The sequence below is a fragment of the Pseudovibrio japonicus genome, assembly GCF_014651595.1.
Classification (GTDB): Bacteria; Pseudomonadota; Alphaproteobacteria; order Rhizobiales; family Stappiaceae; genus Pseudovibrio; species Pseudovibrio japonicus.
On the sequence record NZ_BMXE01000005.1, the window covers coordinates 290,817 to 316,478 of the forward strand.

22 protein-coding genes are annotated in these 25,662 nt (G+C 53.6%); 19 read left to right on the forward strand and 3 right to left on the reverse strand.

The annotated features are described in order from the left end of the window. The first annotated feature begins 60 nt into the window (after nucleotides 1-60). The 7 genes from IE076_RS15625 (at nucleotide 61) to IE076_RS15655 (ending at nucleotide 7,949) form a co-directional block, all read left to right on the forward strand. Complete coding sequence (locus tag IE076_RS15625; RefSeq protein ID WP_189437701.1) at nucleotides 61-2,811, forward strand: hybrid sensor histidine kinase/response regulator; 2,751 nt, start codon at nucleotides 61-63, stop codon at nucleotides 2,809-2,811. Next, a complete protein-coding gene (locus IE076_RS15630) occupies nucleotides 2,808-3,305 on the forward strand; it encodes a chemotaxis protein CheW (RefSeq protein WP_189437702.1) in 498 nt (165 codons plus the stop codon). The genes IE076_RS15625 and IE076_RS15630 overlap by 4 nt, the downstream gene beginning before the upstream one ends. A gap of 31 nt (nucleotides 3,306-3,336) precedes the next feature. Continuing rightward, nucleotides 3,337-3,702: a response regulator gene (locus tag IE076_RS15635; protein WP_189437703.1), complete on the forward strand. Its 366-nt coding sequence runs from the start codon at nucleotides 3,337-3,339 to the stop codon at nucleotides 3,700-3,702. 24 nt (nucleotides 3,703-3,726) lie between these two features. After that, the gene (locus tag IE076_RS15640) at nucleotides 3,727-4,962 is read left to right on the forward strand and encodes a protein-glutamate methylesterase/protein-glutamine glutaminase (protein WP_209009167.1); all 1,236 of its coding nucleotides are present in this window, start codon (nucleotides 3,727-3,729) and stop codon (nucleotides 4,960-4,962) included. After that, nucleotides 4,959-5,876, forward strand: coding sequence for a CheR family methyltransferase (locus IE076_RS15645; protein ID WP_189437705.1), 918 nt, complete (start codon nucleotides 4,959-4,961; stop codon nucleotides 5,874-5,876). The genes IE076_RS15640 and IE076_RS15645 overlap by 4 nt, the downstream gene beginning before the upstream one ends. Before the next feature lie 176 nt (nucleotides 5,877-6,052). Beyond that, nucleotides 6,053-7,057 (forward strand): MBL fold metallo-hydrolase, encoded by a 1,005-nt coding sequence (locus IE076_RS15650; protein WP_189437706.1) that lies wholly within the window; start codon nucleotides 6,053-6,055, stop codon nucleotides 7,055-7,057. A 55-nt stretch (nucleotides 7,058-7,112) separates the two neighbouring features. Next, complete coding sequence (locus tag IE076_RS15655; protein WP_189437707.1) at nucleotides 7,113-7,949, forward strand: class I SAM-dependent methyltransferase; 837 nt, start codon at nucleotides 7,113-7,115, stop codon at nucleotides 7,947-7,949. A gap of 27 nt (nucleotides 7,950-7,976) precedes the next feature. Here the strand turns inward: IE076_RS15655 and IE076_RS15660 are convergent, their stop codons facing one another. Continuing rightward, nucleotides 7,977-8,825, reverse strand: a complete 849-nt coding sequence (locus IE076_RS15660) for a DMT family transporter (RefSeq protein ID WP_189437708.1) — start codon at nucleotides 8,823-8,825, stop codon at nucleotides 7,977-7,979. Nucleotides 8,826-8,997: 172 nt separating this feature from the next. Then, nucleotides 8,998-9,687: a response regulator transcription factor CtrA gene (gene ctrA / locus IE076_RS15665; RefSeq protein ID WP_093186406.1), complete on the reverse strand. Its 690-nt coding sequence runs from the start codon at nucleotides 9,685-9,687 to the stop codon at nucleotides 8,998-9,000. Nucleotides 9,688-10,060: 373 nt separating this feature from the next. Here ctrA and fliI point away from each other — a divergent pair, with 373 nt between their 5' ends. The 8 genes from fliI to IE076_RS15705 all read left to right on the forward strand — a co-directional run bounded on the left by fliI (nucleotide 10,061) and on the right by IE076_RS15705 (nucleotide 21,470). Continuing rightward, on the forward strand, nucleotides 10,061-11,386 hold the full coding sequence (gene fliI, locus IE076_RS15670; RefSeq protein ID WP_244649696.1) for a flagellar protein export ATPase FliI: 1,326 nt from the start codon (nucleotides 10,061-10,063) through the stop codon (nucleotides 11,384-11,386). Between the two features lie 30 nt (nucleotides 11,387-11,416). Further along, the gene (gene fliJ / locus IE076_RS15675; RefSeq protein WP_189437709.1) at nucleotides 11,417-11,824 is read left to right on the forward strand and encodes a flagellar export protein FliJ; all 408 of its coding nucleotides are present in this window, start codon (nucleotides 11,417-11,419) and stop codon (nucleotides 11,822-11,824) included. A 394-nt stretch (nucleotides 11,825-12,218) separates the two neighbouring features. Continuing rightward, complete coding sequence (locus IE076_RS15680; protein WP_189437710.1) at nucleotides 12,219-14,477, forward strand: mechanosensitive ion channel domain-containing protein; 2,259 nt, start codon at nucleotides 12,219-12,221, stop codon at nucleotides 14,475-14,477. Between the two features lie 300 nt (nucleotides 14,478-14,777). Continuing rightward, nucleotides 14,778-16,301, forward strand: a complete 1,524-nt coding sequence (gene glpD, locus IE076_RS15685; protein WP_189437747.1) for a glycerol-3-phosphate dehydrogenase — start codon at nucleotides 14,778-14,780, stop codon at nucleotides 16,299-16,301. Between the two features lie 214 nt (nucleotides 16,302-16,515). Further along, on the forward strand, nucleotides 16,516-18,015 hold the full coding sequence (gene glpK, locus IE076_RS15690) for a glycerol kinase GlpK (protein ID WP_189437711.1): 1,500 nt from the start codon (nucleotides 16,516-16,518) through the stop codon (nucleotides 18,013-18,015). A 191-nt stretch (nucleotides 18,016-18,206) separates the two neighbouring features. Continuing rightward, the gene (locus IE076_RS15695; protein WP_189437712.1) at nucleotides 18,207-19,124 is read left to right on the forward strand and encodes a dihydrodipicolinate synthase family protein; all 918 of its coding nucleotides are present in this window, start codon (nucleotides 18,207-18,209) and stop codon (nucleotides 19,122-19,124) included. Beyond that, nucleotides 19,106-20,341, forward strand: coding sequence for an NAD(P)/FAD-dependent oxidoreductase (locus IE076_RS15700; RefSeq protein ID WP_189437713.1), 1,236 nt, complete (start codon nucleotides 19,106-19,108; stop codon nucleotides 20,339-20,341). The genes IE076_RS15695 and IE076_RS15700 overlap by 19 nt, the downstream gene beginning before the upstream one ends. Before the next feature lie 85 nt (nucleotides 20,342-20,426). Then, nucleotides 20,427-21,470 (forward strand): 4-hydroxyproline epimerase, encoded by a 1,044-nt coding sequence (locus IE076_RS15705; protein WP_189437714.1) that lies wholly within the window; start codon nucleotides 20,427-20,429, stop codon nucleotides 21,468-21,470. Between the two features lie 141 nt (nucleotides 21,471-21,611). Here the strand turns inward: IE076_RS15705 and IE076_RS15710 are convergent, their stop codons facing one another. Next, on the reverse strand, nucleotides 21,612-22,064 hold the full coding sequence (locus IE076_RS15710; protein WP_189437715.1) for an Lrp/AsnC family transcriptional regulator: 453 nt from the start codon (nucleotides 22,062-22,064) through the stop codon (nucleotides 21,612-21,614). Between the two features lie 102 nt (nucleotides 22,065-22,166). Between IE076_RS15710 and IE076_RS15715 the strand changes: the two genes are divergently transcribed. The 4 genes from IE076_RS15715 to IE076_RS15730 all read left to right on the forward strand — a co-directional run bounded on the left by IE076_RS15715 (nucleotide 22,167) and on the right by IE076_RS15730 (nucleotide 25,180). Further along, nucleotides 22,167-22,847, forward strand: coding sequence for an AzlC family ABC transporter permease (locus IE076_RS15715; protein ID WP_189437716.1), 681 nt, complete (start codon nucleotides 22,167-22,169; stop codon nucleotides 22,845-22,847). Then, nucleotides 22,844-23,140 (forward strand): AzlD domain-containing protein, encoded by a 297-nt coding sequence (locus tag IE076_RS15720; RefSeq protein ID WP_189437717.1) that lies wholly within the window; start codon nucleotides 22,844-22,846, stop codon nucleotides 23,138-23,140. Before IE076_RS15715 ends, IE076_RS15720 begins: the two co-directional genes overlap by 4 nt. Nucleotides 23,141-23,347: 207 nt before the next feature. After that, entirely contained in the window at nucleotides 23,348-24,724 is a 1,377-nt protein-coding gene (locus IE076_RS15725; RefSeq protein WP_189437718.1) for a sodium:solute symporter family protein, read from the forward strand. Between the two features lie 90 nt (nucleotides 24,725-24,814). Next, nucleotides 24,815-25,180 (forward strand): hypothetical protein, encoded by a 366-nt coding sequence (locus IE076_RS15730; RefSeq protein ID WP_189437719.1) that lies wholly within the window; start codon nucleotides 24,815-24,817, stop codon nucleotides 25,178-25,180. The last annotated feature ends 482 nt before the right edge of the window (nucleotides 25,181-25,662 follow it).

Below are 25,662 nucleotides of genomic sequence, written 5' to 3' on the forward strand. Positions count from 1 at the left end.
TTAGTTAAATTTTGGAGTCTCGTGTTTGGGGCTCCCCTAAGCATTGAGTGGGTGCGGGCCATGGACGATCTTCTCAGAGAGTTTCTCACTGAGACAAATGAAAGCCTGGATGTTGTCGACGTTGAGTTGGTGAAGTTTGAGCAAGAGCCGAACAATGCCACCATTCTGAATAACATTTTCAGGTTAGTGCATACAATCAAGGGCACTTGTGGGTTCCTCGGCCTGCCGCGTCTGGAAGCGATTGCTCATGCTGCTGAAACTCTTATGGGCAAGTTCCGCGACGGTGTTCCTGTAACACATGACGCGGTAACCCTTGTCCTTGCTTCTATTGATCGCATTAAAGATATTCTTGCAGACCTTGAGGCTGCCAACGGTACAGAGCCTGAGGGCACAGACCGTGATCTTATTGACCAGTTGGAGCACCTTTCCTTAAGCGCTGACAATGCTGATAACGCCGAGATCGATGAGATGGCGGCGGCTATGGCCGAAGAAAAAGCTGCTGAGGAAGCGGAAGGCACTGACGTCTATCAGGTTCTGGAACGGCCTTTGCGCCCCGGTGAAGTATCGCTGGACGAATTGGAACGCGCCTTCCAGGAAGCCGAGGTTGAGATCGACCTTCCGGTAGAGGCTGCTGAAGATGTAATTGAAGCTGCTGCCGAGGTTCCGTCTAAGGCTGCAGCCCCGACTGTGACGCGGGAAGAGGCTAAGCCGAAGAACCCAAGCTCGAAGGGCAAGGCCTCTCAGCAAGGGGTTTCCAACCAGTCTATTCGTGTGAACGTGGAGACGCTTGAGCACCTGATGACCATGGTGTCCGAGCTGGTGCTGACACGGAACCAGCTGCTGGAGATTGTTCGTCGTCATGAAGACAGCGAATTCAAGGTTCCACTGCAGCGCCTGTCCAATGTCACCGGTGAGTTGCAGGAAGGGGTCATGAAGACCCGCATGCAGCCAATCGGGAATGCATGGCAGAAGCTTCCGCGTATTGTGCGCGATCTTTCGCAGGAACTTGATAAGCCAATCGGCCTTGAGATGATTGGTGCAGAGACCGAACTTGATCGTCAGGTTCTGGAGCTCATCAAGGATCCACTGACGCATATGATCCGCAACTCTGCCGACCATGGTCTGGAAGAACCTGCTGATCGTATTGCTGCTGGCAAGCCCGAGAAGGGTCTGATTACCCTGTCCGCTTATCATGAAGGCGGTCACATCATCATCGAAGTGAAAGATGATGGTCGTGGGCTGGATATTGAGCGGATCAAGGAAAAAGCGCTTCGAAACGGTGTGACCACCGAAGCTGAACTTGAAAAGATGCCGGATCAGCAGATCTACAAGTTCATCTTTGCTGCAGGCTTCTCCACCGCGACCAATGTGACCAGCGTGTCGGGCCGCGGCGTTGGCATGGACGTTGTGCGCAACAATGTGGAGCTGATTGGCGGTTCCATTGACCTGCGCTCCACACCGGGCAAAGGCTCCAGCTTTATCATCAAGATCCCGCTTACTCTGGCGATTGTTTCTACGTTGATCGTGGAGGCCGGTGGGGATCGTTATGCTATTCCGCAGCTGTCTGTTGTTGAGCTGGTTCGTGTCCAGTCCAATTCCGAGCACCGCATTGAGCGCCTCAAGGATCGTCCGGTGCTGCGCTTGCGCAACAAGCTTTTGCCGCTGGTCCATATGTCCCAGCTGCTGGGACAGGCTGAAGAAGGTGATCTTGACGAGGACAATGGCTTCATTGTTGTCATGCAGGTTGGCAGCCAGTCCTTTGGTGTTGTGGTGGACGGCGTGTTCCACACTGAAGAGATTGTTGTGAAGCCAATGTCTTCCATGCTGCGCAACATCAATATGTTCTCTGGAAACACCATCCTAGGTGATGGTGCCGTGATCATGATTATTGATCCGAATGGTGTGGCAAGTGCTATGGCAAGCCATGCGTCCGGCACACTGACTGATACATTCGAGGATGAGCAGGACAGTGAAGAAGCTCTTGTTGTTGACGCGGATGCGCCAATTTCACTGTTGCTGTTCCGCGCAGGTTCTGAGGAGCCGAAGGCTGTACCGCTGTCACTGGTGACACGTCTTGAAGAGTTCGATGTTTCCAAGATTGAGCGCTCCAACGGTCGTGATCTGGTTCAGTACCGTGGATCACTGATGCCACTCGTCTACGTGAACGAAGGGGATCGTCACAAGTCCGAGGGCGCTCAGCCGATGCTGGTGTTCTCTGATAACGGTCGTTCAATGGGTCTGGTGGTTGATCAGATCGTGGACATTGTTGAAGACCGGATGAGCATCGAAGTGGTCTCCGAGCGTCCAGGTGTTCTTGGCTCTGCGATCATTCGTGAGCGGGCAACGGAAGTGATTGACCTTGGCTACTATCTGCCATTGGCCTTTGATGACTGGTTTATGCGCAAGGAGATTGACTCGGCGACCAAGACGAGAAAACTGCTCTTCCTGGATGACAGTGCTTTTTTCCGCAACATGCTGACACCGGTTCTGAAAGCGGCTGGTTACGATGTGACCGTTTGTTCCAGTGCCCAGAGTGCTTACGAGCTGCTGGAAAAAGGGACCGAGTTTTCTGCGATTGTGACGGATATCGAGATGCCGACGATCAGCGGCCATGAGTTCTGTGAGAGCCTGCGCCGTGATACCCGCTTCCGTCATTTGCCGATTATAGCGCTTTCCGCTGTGGTGACACCTGCGTCTATTGAAAAAGGTCGTCAGGCCGGGTTCGATGATTATGTGGCCAAGTTTGACAGGCCGGGTTTGCTGGCAGCGCTTAAAGATGTTTTGACCAGTGATATGGGAGTTGCAGCATGACCCCGCAAAATCTTGGCACCGTCAACGGCGATGACACCCGTCAGGGTCTTGCCGAACACATCCAGTATGTGACTGTTGTGATTGGTAGCCAGTTGTTCGGACTGCCGATCTCTCAGGTTCATGATGTTTTTGTTCCTGAAAAAGTTACCCAAGTTCCTTTAGCACCGCCTGAAGTGGAAGGCGTGCTGAACTTGCGTGGACGCATTGTGACTGCGATCAATATGCGTCGCAAACTCCACCTCAAGCCAAATGACAGCGATCAGGGCATGATGGCTGTTGGTATTGAGTACAAAGGGGAGTCCTACGGTCTCGTGATTGATGCCGTAGGAGAAGTACTCAGCTTACCGAGGCATGAGATGGAAGCGAACCCATCCAATTTGGATTTCCGCTGGGCTGAAATCTCGGGTGGAGTGCATCGTCTGGACGGGCGACTGATGGTGGTCCTTGATGTGGACCGTCTGCTTAGCTCCCTGATTGAACCTAAAGCCGCATAAAGCATACCTTCGAAGCGAGAGAGCCGAGTTAATGAAAAAGTGTCTGGTTGTTGACGATTCCAGCGTAATCCGCAAAGTGGCGCGCCGCATTCTGGAGGACATTGGATTTGAAGTCACCGAGGCTGAGGACGGGCAAAAGGCACTTGATGCTTGCATAGCGTCTATGCCGGATGCTGTTTTGCTGGACTGGAACATGCCTGTCATGGACGGGCTGGAGTTTTTGGGCAGACTGCGTGAAGAGCATGGCGGTGATGAGCCGGTTGTTGTGTTCTGTACCACGGAGAATGATGTTGCTCACATCACCAAGGCGATCCGGGCCGGAGCGAACGAATACATCATGAAACCGTTTGATCGGGAGATCCTTTCCGCGAAATTTCAGGAAGTTGGATTGGTCTAAATAATGGATATGGGCCGGTTGGGAATGTATACAAAAACTGAGGAGCCGAAAAAGGAGAAATCCAATCAAACGGCACCTATCCGGGTCATGGTCGTTGATGATTCTGTTGTCATTCGTGGGTTGTTCAGCCGGTGGATCGAAGCCGATCCGGAGCTTGAGGTTGTTGCAACCCACCGTAATGGCGATCTGGCTGTAAAAGACATCGAGCGCAGCAACCCTGATGTGGTTGTGCTTGATGTTGAAATGCCGGTGATGGATGGCCTGACGGCTCTTCCGAAACTTCTTGAGAAGAAACGCGATCTTATCATCGTGATGGCTTCCACGCTGACGCGCCGAAATGCCGAAACGAGTTTGAAGGCACTTTCTCTTGGTGCCACCGACTATGTGGCCAAGCCTGAAACAACGCGCCAGACCGCTGGTGCGGCTGATTTCCAGCGGGAGCTGCTGGAAAAGCTGCGGATGCTTGGGCGCGGGGGGAAGCGCCAGAAACGCACCAGAACGTCAACCGAGCCTGTTCGCAGGATGCGTGCGGAGATCGTCAATGATCCACACCAGCGTCCGGCTGAGACCACTGCTGAGCGCGCCGAGGCGCGAGCTGCCATACGGCGTTCGCGAGCGGCAGGGTTGCAGGGCGCTGGAAAGCAAGAGGTTACGCTGCGGCCCTATTCTTCCGTCGTGCCGCGGGTTCTTGCGATTGGCAGCTCTACAGGGGGCCCACAGGCGCTCCAGCGTGTGCTGACTGATGCGCGCGATGGTTTGCTCAAGGTTCCTGTTGTGATTACGCAGCATATGCCGCGTACGTTCACGACAATTCTGGCGGAGCATTTGCATAAACAACTTCAGCTTCCCTCCAAAGAAGCTGAACATATGGATGTATTGAAACCTGGGCACGTCTATATCGCTCCAGGCGGAATTCATTTGAAAATCGGCAAGCAGAACGGGCAGGCGGTTTCGCTGCTTGAAGACGGTGCGCCCGTCAATTTCTGTAAGCCATCTGTGGATCCACTTTTTGAAAGTGCAGCCGAAGTTTTCGGGACCGCGTGTCTGGCACTCGTTTTGACCGGTATGGGCAGTGATGGCGCGTATGGCGTCAATGCGATTGCCGGTAAGGGCGGAAGCGTCATTGCGCAGGATGAGGCCTCGAGTGTTGTCTGGGGGATGCCGGGTGCTGCTGCCCGTACAGGGAACTGTAGCGGTATCGTGCCTCTCGATCAGATGGGTGCACAAGTCAAGCGTATCTTAAAAGGAGCCGCGCGATGATGACTTCTGAATATGATTTCTTAAAGAAATTTCTGAAATCCCGTAGCGGCCTCGTTCTTTCCGATGAAAAGCAGTATCTGGTTGAAAGCCGCTTGATGCCGGTGGCACGACGTCACAACCTCAACGGCCTGAGCGAGCTTATTCTTGCGATCAGCAAGCCGGGCTCCATGATGTTGCAGAGTGACGTTGTCGAAGCGATGACGACGAACGAGTCCTTCTTCTTCCGTGACAAGAGCCCCTTCGAGAATTTTCGTAAGGTGATGCTTCCTCATCTGCTTGAGGCCCGAAAGTCGCGTCGGAGCGCCCGCATCTGGTGCGCGGCAGCGTCTACAGGGCAGGAGCCTTATTCGCTGAGCATGTATCTGAAGGAAGACAAGGCCAAGGTTGGTGGGTTCCGGTTTGAAATACTGGGAACCGACATCTCCAACGAGGTGCTGGAGAAGGCGCGGACGGGGATTTACAGCCAGTTCGAAGTTCAGCGTGGTCTGCCTATTCAGATGCTGTTGAAGTACTTTTCGCAGCAGGGTGAGTTGTGGCAGATGGCTCCGGAGATCCGGGCAATGGTGCAGTGGCGCAAGCTGAACCTTCTGGAGAACTTCAGTCATCTGGGTGAGTTTGACATCATCTTCTGCCGGAACGTGCTGATCTATTTTGACCAGCAGACCAAGATTGATGTGCTGAACCGCATATATCGACAGCTTCCTGATGATGGGTTCCTTGTGCTTGGTGCTGCGGAAACCGTGGTTGGGCTGACTGATAGCTTTGAGCCTTATCCAGATCTGCGTGGTGTTTATCGTAAGAAGCAGGCGGCAAGCCGTCCAGCAGGTTCGACCAACCGTCCTGAGCGGCCTTCTGCGAAGCCATCCACGTCGCGGTCTTCCATTCAGGCTCTTGCGGGCGGCTCCCGCTTCTAGGGGCGAATAACAAGGCGGGTCAGCATTGTGCTGACCTTTTTTATTGCTTCAGCAACTGGTAATCACTCGCAATTCAAATCCAATGCGAGTGAATTCCTCCAAAAGTTCATCAGAGTTTCCCTTTAAATTTGCCAGTGCTTGGCTGTGTTCGCAGTCAGTTGGTTAGGGAGTATGTGATGAGTTCTCGTGATTTCATGAAGCTGAGCAGACGAGGTGCGCTTGCTTTGGGGGCAGGCGGGTTGCTTGCGACCGGGGTGAGAAGTTCGGAGGTTGCCGCTGAAATCCCGATGGAAACTTCCAGCCAGCACGCGCCTGCGACTGAATTCCAGCTTGGCGAATTCAAGGTGTACACCTTGCTGGATGGCAGCTTTGTTGCCGAGCATCCGCAGGACACGTTTGGCATGGACCAAACGAGCGAAGTGTTTGCGCAGGCGAGTCACGATCATTTTATTCCCGACGACAAGTTTAGAGGTTTCTTCACGCCGACCCTTGTGAACACGGGCGATACGCTGGTGTTGTTTGATACGGGGAGGGGGACTCTTGCCCAGCCGGAAAGTGGCAACTTGCTCAGGGCGCTTAATACCGCAGGCATTCGGCCCGGAGAAATTGATGTTGTGGTGCTGACGCATATGCATGCGGACCATACTGGTGGGCTGATGCACAATGATGCGCCGACCTTTCCAAGAGCGCGGTATGTGACGAGCCCTATTGAGTTTGACTATTGGGAACAGCTTGGTCCCGCCGCCAACCAGAGTGCGCGGGTGTTTGCGGATAATGTACTTCCGCTGAGAGAGAAATTCACCTTCATTGAGCCGGGAGGCGAGGTGGTTCCCGGCATCACTGCGGTTGAGGCTTATGGCCATACGCCGGGACATATGGCGTATTCGGTGGAAGCCAATGGGCAGAAACTCATGCTCACTGCTGATACGGCCAATCACTTTGCGTGGTCTCTGGCCTATCCGGACTGGCGTGTTGTGTTTGATATCGACAAAGCCCGCGCCGCAGAAACGCGCCGTCGCATCTTCGGAATGATTGCCGAAGAGCGGATTCCGTTTATTGGCTACCATATGCCGTTCCCCGCGCTCGGGTTTGTTGAAGCTGTGGGCGACGGGTTCCGGTACATACCGGGCACTTATCAGCTGCAGCTTGGCAATGAGGATGAGCAGAACAGGCCGGAGTAACTATCCTTTGGTCCATTCCGTTCCGCCGGCGGGTCCGGCCAGCTGGAGTGTCAAAATGACTGTTCGAACCCAATGGCGTCGGTTATGGCAGGGATTGCAGACAATCAGCGGGTTGCGTCGGCAAGGTTTCTTCATTCCGTACAGATATGCGGAAAGTGTCTCGCCCGAGTCCTATCCGGCACTCGAACCGCTGTTTCGCGAAGCTGAGCCGGATATGCGGCGGCTCATGGATGTCATCGATCAGTACGCAACAGACTTGGCAGGGTTTGATGGTCCACCACCCCGGCCGCGAATTGCTCAGAACTGGTTTGCACGGCTTGACGCCGGAGCAGCTTATGCGATGGTGCGTTGCCAGCAGCCAAAAACCATAATTGAAATCGGATCCGGGCACTCCACCCGCTTCATGGCGCAGGCGGTCACTGATGGGTCTTGCCGGTCGCGTATCATATGTATCGATCCCGCCCCGCGTGCAACAATCTCGGGCCTCGCGCTGGATCATATACCCAAGGTCCTCAGTGACGCAGATCCGTCGGTTTTCAGTCAACTTCAGGCTGGCGACGTGCTTTTCGTTGATTCAAGCCATATCTCCATGCCGGGAACCGATGTCGATACGGTGTTCGCCAGTATTCTTCCTGCGCTTCCGGCAGGTGTTCTGGTTCACGTCCACGATGTCGTGCTTCCCGACGCTTATCCGGCAGATTGGGACTGGCGCGCCTATAACGAACAACTTCCCGTTGCCTGTCTCCTGCAAGGTGGATACCGGCTTTTATGGTCAAGTCACTGGGTCGCCACACGGCAAAAAGCCTGGGTTGCGGAGGGGCCGGTTGCGACAATTCCTATGCGGGAGGAGGCGCTGGAGACCAGCATCTGGATGGAAAAGCGGGAAACTTAGCAGCTCTGCACAAACAGGCCGGAGTAATTATTGTCTGGGCTTTGGTTTTCGTTGATAGGCAGAAATTGCGACGCCGCTCAGCACCATGAAGGCGGCAATGACGAACCGAAGATCGATGGTCTCTGCTAGGAATACGATGCCACCGGCGGTTGCGATGATTGGGACGGTGAGCTGTGCTACTGCGGCCGTGCTTGTCTGCAACTTCGGGATAATGGAGTACCACAGTGCGTAGCCAAGACCGGAGGTGACCGCACCAGAGACGATGGCTAGTGCAATTCCGATTGTGGTGATTTGGTTTTCGTCTGGAAACAGCAGCATAGCGACTGCGACAATGGGGACCGCATAGACAAAGTTCATACCAGTGTCTTTGAGAGGGTTTGCTGCGCCTCTGCCGATGAGCGAGTAAATCCCCCAGCCAATTGCGGCAATTGTCATCAATCCTGCTCCAAGTGGGTCAATGCCTGCGCTGGAAGGGGAGAGCAGGTAGGCAAGGCCGGAAAATGCGAGTGCTGCACCAATCCATTTTTGCAGCGTTACGTTTTCGCGCTGCAGGATTGCGCCAATAAACATAGTGATTTGCACGACACCGAAGAGCAGAAGAGCACCGAAACCAGCATCAAGAGAAATGTAGGCTTGAGAGAAACCGATGATATAGGCGCAGAGCGCAAGTACCGCAGTGATATTGGGTTTTGAGAATGTGAACTTCTTTTGGTCTTTGAAGAGGATAAGTGCAAGGAGCATGACGGCTCCTGAAATCACACGGACACTTGCAAAAGCGGATGGCCCTATCTCCCCGTCAGCTAACGCCAGACGGTTGAGAACGGAATTGGCGGCAAACGCGACCATAACAATGGATGTAAGAAAAAAGAGCCTCATGGCCGCACCATCACAACAAATGCGTCTGACTTGCAAGACACTTAGGCGTTATCCGAAATGCTGTGGTTGCCACTGGTGAGGGCACACTCAAAAAGCCCTGTGTGGTGCGTACCAAACAGGGCTTTTACTGAAACTTTTTGAAAGCCAGCTGAGTAAAAAGCGTTGAGCCGCTTTAGGCTGCTTTCTCTTCTGGTTCGCGCAGAACGTATCCGCGGCCCCATACTGTTTCGATGTAATTCTTGCCAGCAGTCGCAGAAGCGAGCTTCTTGCGGAGCTTACAGATAAACACATCGATGATTTTGAGCTCTGGCTCGTCCATACCGCCGTAGAGGTGGTTGAGGAACATTTCCTTGGTGAGGGTAGTGCCCTTACGAAGGGAGAGAAGCTCAAGCATCTGATATTCTTTACCAGTCAGATGGACGCGTTGACCGCCAACTTCAACAGTTTTGGTGTCGAGGTTCACAGTCAGGTCGCCAGTAACAATAACAGACTGGGCATGACCTTTAGAACGACGCACAATTGCATGAATACGTGCAATCAGCTCGTCCTTGTGGAATGGCTTCGTCATATAGTCGTCAGCGCCGAACCCAAGGCCACGAACCTTGTCTTCGATACCAGCCAAACCGGACAAAATAAGAATTGGCGTCTTCACCTTGGAGACACGCAGTGTGCGCAGCACCTCATAACCGGACATGTCCGGCAGGTTCAGATCTAGCATGATGATGTCATAATCATACAATTTGCCGAGGTCGATGCCCTCTTCGCCGAGATCTGTCGTGTAGACATTAAAGTTCTCGGATTTGAGCATCAGTTCAATGCTTTGTGCAGTAGCACTATCGTCCTCGATCAACAATACACGCATGTTAATCCCCTCGTGTTGCCTTTCCTGGGCAGTCGCGCCGGCCAAAAAACACAAACCGTAGCGAAGGAATACTATAAACCCGACTCAACTGAATGAGTTTATGGTTAACAGAACTCGAATCGCTCCCGCAAGCGTTTTACTCCTACGTAGAACAGTCTTCTGGGTACAACCTAGAATTCAGGGGTGTAACCTTTCTTGTTCAACTTTTTTAGACCGGTTGGCTTTCAATCGAATCAAGTGCTAGTGAAAGCCGTGATTAGACGCTTCGTTTCCTTGAAAGGGCACTATGCCATTCAAAGTCTCCCCAATAACATTAAGCAGAAGCGTAAACGATCGGTTACCATCGACGAAAATGATTAATAGGGAATCTGTCTTGGACTCGCTTTTTGCAGAAATCGAATCATGCCTCCCAACCGAAATTTACGGGAGAGTAGAAGCAGTTAAGGGACTTTTGATAGAGGTCGCAGGCCCTGTTTATGCAATGAGTGTCGGTGCGCGTCTACTAATAGAAATAGGGGAGAACGCGACGTCAATTCAAGCTGAAGTCGTCGGTTTTCGAGATGGAAGAGCACTTTGCATGCCATTTGGCGAGCTCGGAGGTGTGCGTCATGGTAGCAAGGCGAAACTGATTTCTCGCGAGAGTATTGTACATCCATCGACCGCCTGGCTGGGGCGCGTCGTTAACGCTTTGGGCGAGCCGATCGACGGAAAAGGACCGCTTCCGTTCGGATCAATTCCGAGAAAGTTGCGTGATTCACCACCTCCGGCTGCAGAAAGAGCGCGTGTCGGAGGCCCGATTGATCTGGGAGTGAGAGCGCTTAATAGTTTTGTAACATGTTGTCAGGGGCAACGCCTCGGTATTTTTGCCGGGTCTGGCGTGGGCAAATCTGTCCTTATGTCTATGCTTGCGCGCAATGCTGAAACGGAAGTCTCTGTCATCGGGCTGATCGGTGAGCGTGGCCGTGAGGTTCAGGAGTTCATCGAGGACGATCTTGGTGAGGAGGGGCTGGCGAAGTCCGTTGTGGTGGTTGCGACCTCCGATGAAAGCGTTTTGATGCGGCGGGAAGCGGCTTATCTCACTCTTACTCTCTCCGAGTATTTTCGTGATGAAGGCAAGAACGTTCTTTGTATGATGGATTCGGTGACCCGCTTTGCCATGGCGCAGCGCGAGATTGGTCTTTCTGTCGGGGAGCCGCCTACATCTAAGGGGTATACGCCGACGGTTTTCACTGAACTCCCGAAATTGCTTGAACGGGCGGGGCCGGGTGCGGTTGGCAAAGGGACGGTGACAGCCCTCTTTACTGTGCTGGTGGAAGGCGACAATCATAATGAGCCGGTGGCTGATGCAGTGCGCGGTATCCTTGATGGACATATTGTTATGGAGCGCGCGATTGCAGAACGTGGTCGCTACCCGGCAATTAACGTGCTAAAATCCGTCAGTCGAACTATGCCGCGGTGCGTACCTGAAGAAGCTTTAGTGATTCTTCGGCGTGCCAAGCAGCTGATGTCTGCTTATGCGGACATGGAAGAACTGATCCGTCTGGGAGCATATAAAGAAGGCGCAGACCCCCTTGTCGACGAGGCAATTGCCAAAAATGACGCCTTGGAAGCGTATTTAGGGCAAATGAAGGGGGAAAAAACTACAATTGAAGATGGATATATCCAACTCGCCAACCTTTTGGAAATGACTCAGGCGTAAGGTGACTCTTCGGTAAAGGGAGTATTGCGTATGAAGAATCGTGAAGGCCTTTTGAAGCTGAAGAAGTTCAATGTTGATGAAAAGCGGCGTCAGGTGACGCAGATTGAAACAATGTTGAGCGATTTCGATCGAATGGCTGAAGATCTGGAGAACCAGATTGTTCAGGAGCAAAAGCGTGTGGGCATTGATGATGTCTCCCATTTTGCATACCCAACATTCGCTCGCGCGGCTGCACAGCGCCGTGACAATCTGAAGAACTCGACGGAAGAGTTGAAAGCTCAGCTTGTGAAAGCGCAAGATGAATTGACTGATGCCGTATCCGAACTGAAAAAGATCGAATTGATGGATGAACGCGACCAGATGCGTCAGCGGGCAGCTGTTGAAGCGATTGAACAAGACGGAATGGACGACATTGCCGGACGGATGGCGCGTCGCTGATTTGTCTTGGACCGGGAGCTTCCCTCTTTCTGTGCCATGGCGATTTGAGATTCTGGCTTTGACAGGAAGAGCTGAGCCTCTGGCGGTCCCAAACCGGTCTTAACTTCTTCACTATCCCTTATTAATCGCACTGCGCCTGTTCGCGGTGCGATTGCTCTTGCCTGCATTCTTCTCAACGTTGTTTGCTGCTGTCTGGCGGAGGTCGGCCTGTGCTGGGCTTATGCTGCCTTTGTGGTTGAGCGTAGCGCCAGATAGCTTCCCTACGGGTTCAAGCGGCGAAAACCTCGAATGTGCAGGGTTATTTTGCTGGTTTGTCTTCACCGGATCTTCTCGTTTATGGTGTAAAGCGATAGTGTCCGACCAAATTTTGCTTGCTTCCATTTTTGGGTGATCCATGCTTTTCCGGTTTCTAATTGCAGCGTTTGCTGCAGTCTTTCTGAGTTTTGCCAGTGCTGCGGTGGCGCAAGACTCTTCCTCTGCTGGCGAGAGTACGGCTGATGTTCAGCAAGCCAGGCAGGCGCTGATCAAGGTTCTTGAAGACCCGAAAGGGCGCGAAGAACTTATCAAAATGCTGGAGGAGGAGCAGGCGAGTGGCTCCGGTACTCCGGCCAGCACTGGCAATGCTAACGCGACAATTGCTGCGCAGATTGGCACGTTTGTTCAGGGCGGTGTTTCCAGTTTCTATGAGTTTGGCAACCTGATTGTCTCGGGATTGTCCGGTTATGGCGATCTGCTGGATGATCAGTCCAATCTGGACAACTCGCGTTTATGGGATGGTTTTCTCAGCATTGTGCGTGTGTTGTTACCTGCCTATATCGCGCTGATCATTCTGCATAAGGTCTCGATGGCTTACATGCGGCGTCACGAGAGGCGGGGGGAGCACCATTCGGTATTCTTCCGTGTCGGGTTGTTGGCGGTGACGTCTGCCTTTGATGCAGCGTTTGTTGGTGTGGCTTCCGGCGTTGGTTATTTGTCGGCCTCCCTGTTTTCGCTGAACCCGGCGGTGGCAGGCGTCGACAATGTGGAGCTGTTTGCGATCAATGCATTCTTCCTGATTGAGATGTCGCGTGTGGTGATCCGCTTTGTGTTTGCGCCCCACAGGCCAGCGTTCCGGCTTTTGCCGTTTTCGGACTCTGAGTCGATTTTCTGGGCGCGGAATCTGGTCCTGATTGTTGGCATTCTTGGCTTTGGTATACGGCTGGCCGTGCCGATTGTGGCTGATAATTTTACGCCGGAACTGGCAGGTAGCGTTCGTGTGACTGTTGTGCTGGTCTGTCTTATCTATCTGACGACGCTTATTTTTGGCTCACGGGTGCGCGTGCGTCACGCAATCAACGGATATGCGGAGAGCTTTACGGGGTCGAACTTCACGGTTCAGCTGTTCAAAGGCCTGGCGCATCTGTGGCATTGGCTGGCGCTGGCTTATGTGTTTGCGGTTATGGTTGCGTGGCTGCGCACGCCGCTTGATGCGATTGACTATATTGTCAAAACCAGTGCGATGTCGTTGCTCGTCATCTTTATTGGTCTGGGTATCATGATGTTGCTGACGCGGATCATTCGCAAGGGAGCGAATCTGCATCATGCGCTGGATCACATGTTGCCGACGTTTGAAGAGCGCCTGAACTCCTTCCTGCCGGCTGTGTGCATGGTGCTGCGGTTTGTTGTCGGTGTTTCCGTGATCATTGGTGTTCTGGAGGTCTGGGGTGTCGGAAGCTTCTGGCATTGGATCTGGACAGGGGACGGCATTACCTTTGCAAACTCGGTCCTTTCCGCAGTCATTGTCATCATAATTGGCTTTGCCCTGTGGCTGACGCTGATGTCGTGGATTGACCTGCGCATTCTGGAGCGTGAAGGCAAGACTGTCTCCAACCGTACGAAAACGCTGTTCAAGCTGTTCAGCAATGCAATCTCAATCCTGATGATTGTAATGTTCACGCTATTGGCGCTTTCCGAGCTTGGTCTGCAGATCGGGCCGTTGATTGCCGGTGCCGGGGTTGTCGGTCTGGCGGTTTCATTCGGCTCTCAGAAGCTGGTGCAGGATGTGATTACCGGTGCCTTCATTCAGCTTGAAAATGCGATGAATGAAGGGGACTTTGTTGAGGTTGGCGGTATCAGCGGCACAGTGGAGCGGATGAGCATTCGCAGTGTGAGCCTGCGTGACCTGAACGGGACATCTCATATTATCCCGTTTTCTTCTGTCTCAAGCGTTTCCAACTCAACCCGAGACTTTGGCTATGCGGTTTGTGTGATGGGGGTCGCGTATGACGCCGATCTTGAGGAAGCCAAGGAAGCGATGCAGGAGGCGTTCCGCCGTTTGGAGGAAACGCCGCATAACACAGCGATCCTTGGAGCTCTGGAAATGCATGGTGTTACTGCCTTCATGGATTCTGCCGTGAATATACGGGTGCGCATCAAAACGTTGCCGGGTAGCCAATGGGCCATTGGGCGCGCTTATAATGAGTTCGTGAAAATCGTGTTTGATGAGCGCGAGATCGAGATTCCGTTCCCACAAGTCACCTATCACGTTGCTGATGATAGTAAGCCAAAGGATGTTCCGCAGGTTGAGCAGAAGACTGCACCGCAGAAACCATCGCTACCCAAGAGCACGGGTGGTGAGGGCGAAGATATCCCGCCGGATGATGGCCCGAGTTGATGTGACCTGACGAAGACAGATCACCAAGGCTCTCTTGGTTTCGTTTGAAAAAGCGCGTTCGTTTCAAAAACGAGCGCGCTTTTTGCTTTCCGCCCAACATTGCTCCAACAAACCTGCGAAAACAGGCAAGAAAAAAGAATTTTCGCTGTCTTGCAGAAGTTTCGTTTTAATACATATGTATCATTATTGGTTTCGTTGACTTTCGAAATTATTCGAATAGGTTCGTCATTATAGATATTCGTGCAATCACGGGTTCCTGTTCGCGAGCCGTGGATTTGAGGGCCAGTCATGAGCAAGACTATGAATGAGAGCTATGATTTGTTTGTCATAGGAGGCGGGATTAACGGCTGCGGTATTGCTCGGGATGCTGCCGGGCGTGGGCTTTCGGTTTTTCTGGCGGAGAAGACTGACTTTGCAAGCGCGACCTCTTCGGCCTCCACCAAATTGATCCATGGCGGTTTGCGCTATCTGGAATACTATGAGTTCCGTCTTGTGCGGGAAGCGCTAAAAGAGCGCGAAGTGCTGCTGAACATGGCGCCGCATATCATCTGGCCCATGCGCTTTATTCTTCCCCATCACAAAGGTTTGCGTCCGGCTTGGTTGTTGCGTCTTGGCCTGTTCATGTATGACCATCTGGGCGGGCGCAAACTGCTACCCGCGACCAAGATGGTCGCGCTAGATCGTGCACCCTACAATGACGGGCTGAAGTCCCTGTTTACTCGTGGTTTCGAATATTCCGATTGCTGGGTAGATGATGCGCGCCTTGTTGTGCTGACTGCACGCGATGCTGCTGCGCGTGGTGCAACTATTCGCCGGAACACTGAAGTTATCCGTGCCACTCGTAGTAATGGCGGGTGGGAGATTGAAGTTCGCGACAGTGAAAGCGGTCAGACTGAACTGGTGCATGCAAAAGTGCTGGTCAACGCGGCAGGGCCTTGGGTCTCTCATGTTCTTCAATGTGCGCTTGGATTGAACAGCCGTGCGCATGTGCGCCTCGTGAAGGGCAGTCATATTATTGTGCCGAAGATGTTTGCACATGACCGCAGCTTTATCTTCCAGAATGGAGATGGGCGCATCGTCTTCGCGATTCCCTATGAACACGACTTCACTTTGATCGGGACAACCGATGTTGATTATCAGGGCGAGCCTGCGGATGTGTCCTGTTCTGATAATGAGATCGCCTATCTGTGCAATGCTGTCAGTGAGTACTTCTCCAAGGAAGTCACCCCCGATATGGTTGTACGCACCTATTCTGGTGTGCGACCACTTTATGATGATGGTGCCAGTGAAGCACGGGCTGCGACGCGCGATTATGTGCTGGAACTGGACGAAGGCGAGGGTAAGGCGCCGTTGCTGAGTGTGTTTGGTGGCAAGATCACCACTTACCGCCGTTTGGCTGAACATGCGTTGGAAAAGCTGGAAGGTGATCTGCCTCAGGCGGCCAGAAAGCATGCATGGACGAAGCATAGCATTTTACCGGGTGGTGACTTTGAGCCGGGTGACTTCAACGCAAAGGTCTCTGCCTTGAAATCTGCTTATCGTTTTCTTGAGCATGACCATGCGACCCGCTTGGTGCGCTCCTATGGATCCGAGGCTGTGAAGATTCTTGGTACAGCCCAGACTGCGGATGATCTGGGCACTCACATTGGTGGTGATCTTTATTCCTGTGAGGTTGACTGGCTGATCGAGCAGGAATGGGCGATTACTGCTGAAGATATTTTGTGGCGCCGCTCCAAGCTGGGTTTGCATCTTCCCGCGGAGGCCATAGGCGTGCTGGAACGTTATCTAAGCGGTTACTTTGAAGGCAACCGCATGGCGTGTTGATTTTAATAGGCTCTGTCTTTTCATAGAGAAGGCAGGGCCTTCACTTATGTCGTGGTGCTGTTGATGGGGTGGTCTGACTAAGGTTGGTCTATACCTTATTATTTTGGTAAGTGACATTACAGGTTCATTTTCAGGTGGTTCGGGCACCTTCAGAAATTGTTTGGGTGCCACTTCAATTTTTTGAAGAGGGGAAACCTCTTCGACGGAGGAATATATGACAGGGTGGGTGCTCTCCATTGATCAGGGTACGACGTCGACTCGTGCAATTATTTTCAATGACAGCTTTGAAACTGTAGGGATTGGACAGCGAGAGTTTCCGCAGCACTTTCCCCGTGAAGGCTGGGTGGAGCATGATCCTGAAGACCTTTGGGCGACCACCGTGGAGACATGCGGGGAGGCGATTACCCAGAGCGGTCTTTCTACTGACCAGATTATTGGCGTGGGCATCACCAATCAGCGAGAGACGACGCTGATCTGGGATCGTGCGACAGGTGAGCCGGTGTACAACGCGATTGTCTGGCAGGATCGGCGGACCGCTGCGTTCTGTAACACGCTGAAGGCGGCGGGGCATGAGGATATGTTTACCCGCAAGACTGGCTTGCTGCTTGATCCTTATTTCTCCGGAACCAAGGTTGCGTGGATTTTGGATAATGTGGAGGGTGTGCGGGCACGAGCAGAAGCTGGCGAGCTGGCATTCGGCACAGTGGATACTTGGCTGATCTGGCGTTTGACCGGCGGAAAGTCTCATGTGACTGACGCGACCAATGCCTCCCGTACGCTTCTTTATAACATTGCCGAGAATTGCTGGGATGAGGAGCTGCTGACGCTGCTTAATATTCCACGGAGCCTGCTGCCTGAGGTGAAAGACTGCGCGGATGATTTCGGCACAATCACAGCAGACCTGTTTGGTTCTGAACTGCCAATTTATGGTGTGGCGGGCGACCAGCAAGCAGCGACGATGGGGCAGGCGTGCTTTAAGCAAGGCATGGTGAAGTCGACCTATGGCACTGGCTGCTTTGCCTTGGTGAACACGGGTGAGGAACTGGTTTATTCCAAGAACAGGCTGCTCTCGACCATTGCGTATCGCCTTGACGGAAAGACGACCTATGCGCTTGAGGGTTCCATCTTTATCGCTGGTGCTGCTGTGCAGTGGTTGCGTGACGGGCTGAAGATTATTGACAGTGCGGCGCAGACGCAGGAGATGGCGGAGAACGCTGATCCGGAAAGTCATGTCTATATGGTGCCTGCGTTTGTTGGGCTGGGCGCTCCTTATTGGGACCCGGAGGCACGTGCTGCGATCTTCGGCATGACGCGCTCGACTGGTCAGAACGAAATTGCTCGGGCCGCACTGGAAAGTGTCGGTTATCAGACTGTGGATCTGATCAGCTCCAAGTCTTCCGATATGGGATCCCCGCTGAATGGGGACACTGTGCTGCGTGTGGATGGGGGGATGGTTGCCTCGGATTGGACTATGCAGTTCCTTGCGGACATTCTTGGCCGTCCGGTGGATCGCCCGGTTGTTCAGGAGACCACTGCGCTGGGCGTTGCCTGGTTGGCGGGCATGAAGGCAGGTGTTTGGCCGAGCATGGATGAGTTTTCCAAGCGTTGGAATCTGGATCGCCGGTTTGAACCGAAGATGGATGAAGGCGAGCGTGAGAAGAGACTCGCTGGATGGCATGACGCGGTCTCAAGGACACGCTCTCAAGTTTCGTGAGGCTATGATTTTTGGCTGCGGATGGTGTGGTATTGCTAGTTACACACTTTCCGCAGCGTTATTAACTTTCTGAATTTATTGGTTTTCCACCGCTCATCGGAATTATTTGTTTTCAGATATATCACAGTATTGACCTTTGAAAGGTTGGAGTTCATATTGCCTGTAATATATCACAGGTGAGGATGATCAAGATGTGGACTGGTGTTTACCCGGCTGTCACGACCAAATTTACAGAGAACGATGAGCTTGATTTTGCAGAGATGGAGCGGTGCTTCCAGCTGCAGATGGATGCGGGCTGTGATGGTATTATCGTCTGCGGTTCACTTGGCGAGGCGATGGCGCTGGAGCCGGAAGAGAAGATCGAAATTCTCAGGATTGCCAAGAAGGTTTGTGGGTCCAAGCACGTCATCATGACTGTCTGCGAAAGCTCTACACGCCGCGCGATTATTGCTGCTGCGGATGCGGCGGCAGCTGGGGCAGATGGCCTGATGGTTCTGCCAGGTGTACCCTACCGTTCTGCTCCACATGAGACTGTGGCGCACATCAAAGCAGTTGCCAAAGGTGGCGGTATTCCGGTGATGGTTTACAACAACCCGGTTGCTTACGGCGTTGACGTGACGCTGGATATGTTCGCTGAACTGGCAGACGAGCCGCTTATTGTGGCGATGAAGGAATCCACCGACGACATTCGCCGCGCGACCGAGGTAATCAACCGCTTTGGTGACCGTTTCAAGGTTCTGACCGGCGTTGACAACCTTGCGCTGGAAAGCCTGATGATGGGGGCTGATGGCTGGGTGGCCGGTCTTGTTGTTGCGTTCCCACGGGAAACAGTTGCGATCTATCAGTTGGCGAAGGCGGGTCGCTATGAGGAAGCGCGTGAGATTTACCGCTGGTTCCGTCCGCTGCTTGATCTGGATGTGTCCACCAATCTAGTCCAAAATATCAAGTTGGCAGAGATGGTTGCGATCGGTTCTAATGATCGTGTTCGCGCGCCGCGTCTGGCCTTGTCCGGTGCTGAGCGTGCGCGCGTCATCAAGGTGGTGGAAGATGCTATTGCATGCCGCCCGGAACTGCCGGAGCTTAAAGAGCTATGCGACACATCCATGTAATCGGAGCCGGGGTTGTTGGATTGGCAACAGCCCTTCGCCTGCAGCAGGAAGGCTATGAGGTTGCTCTGATAGACCGCAATGGTCCGGGTGAGATGGCCAGCCGTGGGAATGCGGCTGGTATTGCATGGACCGATGTTGCGCCCCTGGCCTCCAAAGGCATTTGGCGGAAGATGCCCGGCTGGTTGTTCGATCCGCTGGGCCCGCTTTCCGTGCGCCCGGCCTACGCACTCAAGATTCTGCCATGGATGCTGCGGTTCACGCGGGCATCTCTTCCGGATAAACTGAGACACACTGTTTTGGGCAAGGCGGCGATTAACAAAGCTGCTCTTCCTGCCTGGGAACGGCTGTGGCAGGCTTCGGGAACGCGTCATCATGTGTTTTTGAAGGGATGCCTTGAGGTCTTTACGCAGCAAAGCCAGATTGTGGATGCGCGTAAGGGCTGGCACCAGCAGCTTGAGCACGGCATTGAGGTGCAGGAACTGAGCGGAGAACAGATTCGGGAGCTGGAGCCGGACTTTTCCGGGGACATTGTAGGCGGAGCATTGGTTCCGGGTTGGATCACCGTTGATGATCCGCATGCGTTTTGCCTGAGCCTTGCGGAAGCGTTCGAGCGGAATGGGGGAACGATCTTCCGGAAGTCGGTTTCGCGCATTGAGCTGCAGGGGGATCAGGTTCTTCTCTATCTGGAAGGCGGGGAACAAATTCTGAGTGACCATGCGGTGATTGCGTGTGGTGCGTGGTCCAAGACGTTGGCGGCCCAGTTGGGAGACAAGGTGCCACTGGAGACGGAGCGCGGATACAACACGACATTTTCCGAGCCAAATGTTTCCCTCAAGCACGCCGTCATGGTGCCCGGAGAGGGGTTTGCCGTAACACAGCTTTCCTCTGGGCTGCGCGTTGGGGGTGCAGTTGAATTTGGAGGGCTGGAGCTGGAGGCCAACTGGAAGCGGGCGGATGTGATGTCGGATAAGGCCGCGCGCTTGTTGCCGGGGCTGAACCGAGACAATGGTATTCGCTGGATGGGGCATCGTCCGTCTTTGCCGGATACGCTTCCGGTGATCGGGCCTTCAAAGCAAAGCAAGCGGGTGACTTATGCGTTCGGGCATGGTCATCATGGACTGACACAGGCGGCGATTACGGCTGAGCTGGTGAGTGATATTGTTCAGGGTGAGGCACCTAGAATAGATTGCGCGGTTTATAGCGCGCAGCGGTTTTAAAAGGAGTTGCCGGTGGAGAGAGAGGGCTCCATCGGGAGACAGGGGGCGTTTGGCTGAGATGCCAAGAAATAAGGGGGAGGGGGACTTGGTCTCCAAGAGTTTTTTCTGTGTTGACGGGCATACCTGTGGCAACCCAGTGCGTCTGGTTTCAGGTGGTGTACCAGCCTTGCGCGGCAAGGATATGCTGGAGAAGAGGGCGGACTTTCTCCAGCGCTATGATTGGATCAGAACCGGCTTGATGTTTGAGCCGCGTGGCCACGACATGATGTCCGGCGCCATGCTTTTTCCGCCGACACGTCCCGATTGTGATGTGGCGGTTTTGTTTATTGAGACCTCCGGCTGCCTGCCCATGTGCGGGCACGGCACCATCGGCACCATTACGATGGCGCTGGAAGAGGGGCTGATTGAGCCTCGGGAGCCGGGCAAGGTGTATCTGGATACGCCCGCCGGACTGGTTGTTGCCGAGTATACGGAAAATGCCGGACACGTTGAGAGCGTTCGTCTGACGAATGTGCCGAGCTATCTGGCTGAGGCTGGCCTGACGGTTGAGCTGCCGGGGCTGGGAGAGATCAGCGTTGACGTGGCCTATGGCGGCAACTTTTACGCCATTGTTGAGGAGCAGGAGAACTTTCCCGGTCTTGAGCATGTTGGCGCCAACGCGCTGTTGGACTGGAGCCCCCGTCTGCGGGCCGCACTGAATGATAAGTATAGAGTGACCCATGCAGAAGACGACCGCATTCAAGGCATCAGCCATATTCAATGGACGGGAAAGCCGAGTTCGCCAGCCGCTGACCGGCGTAATGCGGTGTTTTATGGTGACAAAGCCCTGGACCGCAGCCCCTGCGGGACGGGCACATCGGCGCGTCTGGCACATCTATATACAAAGGGAGAGCTGAAGGTTGGCGATACCATGCGCCATGAATCCATCATTGGCTCCATCTTTGTTGGCGGTGTGAAGGAATCAGTTGATGTGGGTGGGCATGACGGGATCATCCCAACCATTGAAGGCTGGGCCTGCAAAACCGGCTACAACACTATCTTTCTTGATGAGCGTGACCCCTATATGGCCGGGTTCCAACTGACGGCAGATGGCGTGAAACTGTGTCCGGAGAAAGCCTCCTACAGCTAGGGCATCACGCGGTGCTCTGACCATGAAGCGACGGGGTGGCCGCCGCTTTGCCCGGAGCAGATGGTCGCTGATCGCGTGGGAGGAAAGGCCGCCGGGTTTGGGAGCATGTTGCTTCCCGGCTCCGGCGGTCTCTTGCTGAACTCAGATGGGCAGTTCGAGGGTCGCTTTTTCAGCGGATACGACGATGGATGTGCGGAACTTTCTCACGTTAGTGTCTGAGAAGAAGAACCGATGCGTGAAGGCTTCGTAGTCTTTCATATCCTTTGCGACCACGATCATCACAAAATCTGCGTCTCCGGCAATGCAGTAGAAGTTGGTGATTTGCCGATCTTGCCGTGCTTTGCGTTTGAAGGCGTCGATCTGGTCGAGCCGATCGCGCTCCAGCTCAACCGAAACCACAGCGGTAATACCAAAGCCGAGCTTGGTCTGATCCAGTACGGCAACTTCTTTTTGAATAACACCGGATTCACGCAGGGCCTTTAGTCGCCTTTGTACAGACGCAGTGGACGTGCCAATGTGATCGGCCAGGTCTTGAATCGACGTGCGTGCATTGGATTGCAGAACGGCCAGTAGTTTGTGATCTGACTGATCCATGATGTACATTATCCGTATTGTGCTGAATTTTGATTTTATACGATCAGTATAACTCAGAATTGCTGGTGTGGTCTATCATGTGAAGAGCTTAAGGTGATTGCTATGAAACATGGTGCTTTAACAATTCTACCACTCGCCGCCGGTGCAGCCGTTTATGGCTTTGCATTTGGCTTATTGGCCGCACAAGTTGGTTTTCCATGGTGGGGCATTGCTTTGATGAGCGGGGCTGTTCATGCCGGCTCATCCCAGATTGTTGCTGTTGAGCAATTTGCAGGAACATCAGCCGTGATTGGCGCGGCCCTTGCCGGAGCTGCCCTGAACCTGCGCTATCTTGGTATTGTCGCTTCGCTCTCCGAGGTTTTGAGTGTGCTTTCCTTTCGCATGAAGCTGCTGGTCATTCACATTACCGGAGATGAAAACTGGGCGCTGACAATGGCAGAACGGGCGAAAAACCCTGAAATCGGCGCTCCCTTTCTGATTGGTTCAGGACTGGTGATGATTTCGGTCTGGACCAGTTCCACCACGCTGGGCGCGCTCGTGGGGGCAAACCTGCCAAACCTGGAGCAATTTGGTTTGGGCTTTGCTTTCACCGCTGCTTTCATTGCGATGGCGCGTGGCCTGTGGCGCGGGGCTTCGAACCTCCTGCCGTGGTCTGTTAGTTTTGTTATCACGATTTATGCTGTCACACTGGGCGTTCCCAAGGCTTACGCCATCATTGCGGGGGCTGTCTGTGGGCTGGTTGCTGCGCACATTGTCAGAACCAGAAGAAGGGTTGCCCTATGAGTTTCCCCTTTTGGATGTTGATCGTTGTTCTTGCTGTTGCCGCGTTCTCTATCAGAGTGCTTGGGCTGTTTGCGGGAGATACGATCCGGTCCTCGCGGTTCTCATGGGTGCTGGATGAACTGCCGGGTCTAATCGTTGTGTCATTAGTGGCATCCTCACTTGCAGGCCAATCGATTGGAGTTTGGCTGGCCGCCTCCGCAGCGCTCGTGACAGCCTATTTTGCCAACCATGTGATCTTGACCATGTGCGTTGGTGTTGCCGCGTATGGCGGGTTGGTCTGGGTTGGACTGTGAGGTCGGTTCTGCAGTCGCTTTACTCCCCCAAATCCCAGCAGTCTGCCTGACATATGGCTAAAAATTTAGATTACCTTAACGCAAAGGGTTCCTGATAGGCCTGTTGTACGGTTGCCTTCGTACGTTCTGCTTTAGCCTGTTCTAGCGTCCTTCCCGAAAACCGGAACCGCTTTTGGGGGAGTCCGCAGTCAAAAGGACCCTTTGCTGATGATCGATATGATTATCGTTTCTGGCTATCTGGTTGGCGTTCTTATTGTGGGGTTGTGGGGTGGCCGTATTCAGCGGGGGCTGAAAGATTATGCGACGGCGGGGCGTGAGTTCGGTTCGCTTGTGATCTTTGCCACCATGTCCGCCTCTTTTATTGGTGGCGGGTTTTCGACCGGCAATGCAGAGAAGGTGTTTTTGTACGGTGTTGCCAATATCGTGGCGCTTTGGGGCTTCAGCCTTAAAGAGGTCGCGGTTGCAACGCTGATCGCGCCCAAAATGAAGGCGTTTCCCGATGCCGTTTCCGTTGGCGATATTATGGGCCAGGCCTATGGCAAGCTGGCCCGACTAACGGCAGGTGTGTGCGGGCTGATGCTGTGTTGTGGCATCGTGGGCGCTCAGGTTGGGGCCATCGGCGTTGTCTTTAATGTGTTCTTTGGCTTGGACCGCTTTTGGGGGATTGGGATCGGCTGCGGCATCGTTATTCTTTATACCACGCTGGGTGGGATGCGGGCTGTTGTTTACACCGATATTGTTCAGTTCATTATACTGGCGATTGGCATGCCGTTGGTTCTGGGCTTCGGTATCTATCAGATTGGCGGCTTTAATGCGCTGTTCGCGGCGGTGCCCGCCAGTCATTTGAGCCTCCCCGGACCTGAGTTTGGCTGGATGGGGCTTGTTGGTCTGACCCTAGTCTTTATGTTTGGCGAGACGTTGGTTCCCCCTTATATGCAGCGGTTGCTGGCGGGGAAGACTGCGAAAGCGGCGGCGCGCGGTACACTCTATTCCGGTTTGTTCTCGTTTCTGTTCTTTGCGATCACCGGTTCCATTGGTCTTGTCGCTTTTGCGCTGGACCCGAATCTGAACGCCAACAATGCTATGCCTTATGTAATTGTGAGCGTTTTGCCACCAGTGCTGGAGGGACTGGTGTTTGCCGGTGTGATTGCGATTGTGATGTCTTCTGCAGACTCTTATCTCAACTCGGCGAGTATTGCCTTTGTGAATGATGTGCTGCGTCCTTTGAAACGCAAGGAGATGAAAGAAGAGGATCTGCTCTTTATCGCCAAGCTGGTGACATTGGTTGTGGGCCTGCTCTCTATCTTGTTTGCCGTGTCTATTGAGAGCATTCTCGATATTCTGATTTACGCCTACAATTATTGGGCGCCGATTGTGCTGGTGCCGTTGGTTGCGGCGATCTATGGCATGCGCCGTGGAAACACCGCCTTTATTGCCGGGGCAATGACTGGTGTTGTGGCAACCATCTTCTGGGAGAGTGCGCTGCACGCACCGCTCGACATTCCCGGCCTTGTGGTTGGGGTGTTCGCCAATCTGGCTGTCTTTTTACTGGTGCCCAAAGGCAGCATCCATGTTCGAGACTGACTTTACCTTGCTCAAGACATTTTGAGGTTTTTTGGCTTGCAGGTATCGAGGCACGCGTTAGCCTCGCTCCAATAGCAATTGGAGGTTTAGATGCGCGCTTTGATTTCAGGGATTTTCCTTGGCCTGCTGGCAACACAGGCTGTGGCTGGTGAGGCGGATGTTGTGAAAGCGGATGTGACCCCGCTTTCTGACGGCTCTTTCCGGTTTGACGTAACTGTTCGCCATGGCGATGAGGGGTGGGATCACTATGCTGATGCTTGGGAGGTGCTTTCTGAGGATGGGACGGTTCTGGGGACACGTACGCTTCTCCACCCGCATGTAGATGAGCAGCCGTTTACGCGTTCGCTTAGCGGGGTGCGGGTCCCAGCGGGCCAGTCGCGCGTGGTGGTTCGTGCTCGGGATAGTGTTCATGGGTATGGCGGTGAGACTGTGAGCGTGGAGTTGCCGGGGCGCTAGGTGGTGTTGTGCCTCGTGGTGTGTGGGTGCGGGGATAGATTTGCGTTGGGTGATGGTAAGTTTTGATAGGGCGGGCATTGGGTGGTCTTGAGCTGGTCCACTTTCGCCAGAAGGTGAGGGGGATAAGGAGAGGCTGCTTGAAGGCAGGGTGGCTTGCCAATAGTCGATACCTTTCTCTGTCTGACTACATAGCAACGCAAACTAACGGGTCTGAGGCCCAAATAACGCAAACTGTCTCAAACGAGCTCAAGTTTGCTCTGGCCTCTATAGTGCCCCTCGAATACGCCCTCTGAAGTATCACGCAGCGCGATCCAGCCGGTCTGTAACGACTTGGGCTTGTTGTTGGTGAGGTTTGTATAAGTTTTTGTGTTTTCCCTATGTCTGTGCAAATTTTGGTTTTGTTAATTATTGGGCCTGATTTGTTTTGTGATTGGCTTGTTTCTGGGGTTTTTGGGTGGTTTGTTGAGGCTGGTTGGTTGATA

What these genes read in the sequence shown, in the direction of transcription:
- IE076_RS15625 (WP_189437701.1), top strand. Translation starts at nt 61, where the DNA reads ATGGACGATCTTCTCAGAGAGTTTCTCACTGAGACAAATGAAAGCCTG.
- IE076_RS15630 (WP_189437702.1), top strand. Translation starts at nt 2,808, where the DNA reads ATGACCCCGCAAAATCTTGGCACCGTCAACGGCGATGACACCCGTCAG.
- IE076_RS15635 (WP_189437703.1), top strand. Translation starts at nt 3,337, where the DNA reads ATGAAAAAGTGTCTGGTTGTTGACGATTCCAGCGTAATCCGCAAAGTG.
- IE076_RS15640 (WP_209009167.1), top strand. Translation starts at nt 3,727, where the DNA reads ATGTATACAAAAACTGAGGAGCCGAAAAAGGAGAAATCCAATCAAACG.
- IE076_RS15645 (WP_189437705.1), top strand. Translation starts at nt 4,959, where the DNA reads ATGATGACTTCTGAATATGATTTCTTAAAGAAATTTCTGAAATCCCGT.
- IE076_RS15650 (WP_189437706.1), top strand. Translation starts at nt 6,053, where the DNA reads ATGAGTTCTCGTGATTTCATGAAGCTGAGCAGACGAGGTGCGCTTGCT.
- IE076_RS15655 (WP_189437707.1), top strand. Translation starts at nt 7,113, where the DNA reads ATGACTGTTCGAACCCAATGGCGTCGGTTATGGCAGGGATTGCAGACA.
- IE076_RS15660 (WP_189437708.1), bottom strand. Translation starts at nt 8,825, where the DNA reads ATGAGGCTCTTTTTTCTTACATCCATTGTTATGGTCGCGTTTGCCGCC.
- ctrA (WP_093186406.1), bottom strand. Translation starts at nt 9,687, where the DNA reads ATGCGTGTATTGTTGATCGAGGACGATAGTGCTACTGCACAAAGCATT.
- fliJ (WP_189437709.1), top strand. Translation starts at nt 11,417, where the DNA reads ATGAAGAATCGTGAAGGCCTTTTGAAGCTGAAGAAGTTCAATGTTGAT.
- IE076_RS15680 (WP_189437710.1), top strand. Translation starts at nt 12,219, where the DNA reads ATGCTTTTCCGGTTTCTAATTGCAGCGTTTGCTGCAGTCTTTCTGAGT.
- glpD (WP_189437747.1), top strand. Translation starts at nt 14,778, where the DNA reads ATGAATGAGAGCTATGATTTGTTTGTCATAGGAGGCGGGATTAACGGC.
- glpK (WP_189437711.1), top strand. Translation starts at nt 16,516, where the DNA reads ATGACAGGGTGGGTGCTCTCCATTGATCAGGGTACGACGTCGACTCGT.
- IE076_RS15695 (WP_189437712.1), top strand. Translation starts at nt 18,207, where the DNA reads ATGTGGACTGGTGTTTACCCGGCTGTCACGACCAAATTTACAGAGAAC.
- IE076_RS15700 (WP_189437713.1), top strand. Translation starts at nt 19,106, where the DNA reads ATGCGACACATCCATGTAATCGGAGCCGGGGTTGTTGGATTGGCAACA.
- IE076_RS15710 (WP_189437715.1), bottom strand. Translation starts at nt 22,064, where the DNA reads ATGGATCAGTCAGATCACAAACTACTGGCCGTTCTGCAATCCAATGCA.
- IE076_RS15715 (WP_189437716.1), top strand. Translation starts at nt 22,167, where the DNA reads ATGAAACATGGTGCTTTAACAATTCTACCACTCGCCGCCGGTGCAGCC.
- IE076_RS15720 (WP_189437717.1), top strand. Translation starts at nt 22,844, where the DNA reads ATGAGTTTCCCCTTTTGGATGTTGATCGTTGTTCTTGCTGTTGCCGCG.
- IE076_RS15725 (WP_189437718.1), top strand. Translation starts at nt 23,348, where the DNA reads ATGATCGATATGATTATCGTTTCTGGCTATCTGGTTGGCGTTCTTATT.
- IE076_RS15730 (WP_189437719.1), top strand. Translation starts at nt 24,815, where the DNA reads ATGCGCGCTTTGATTTCAGGGATTTTCCTTGGCCTGCTGGCAACACAG.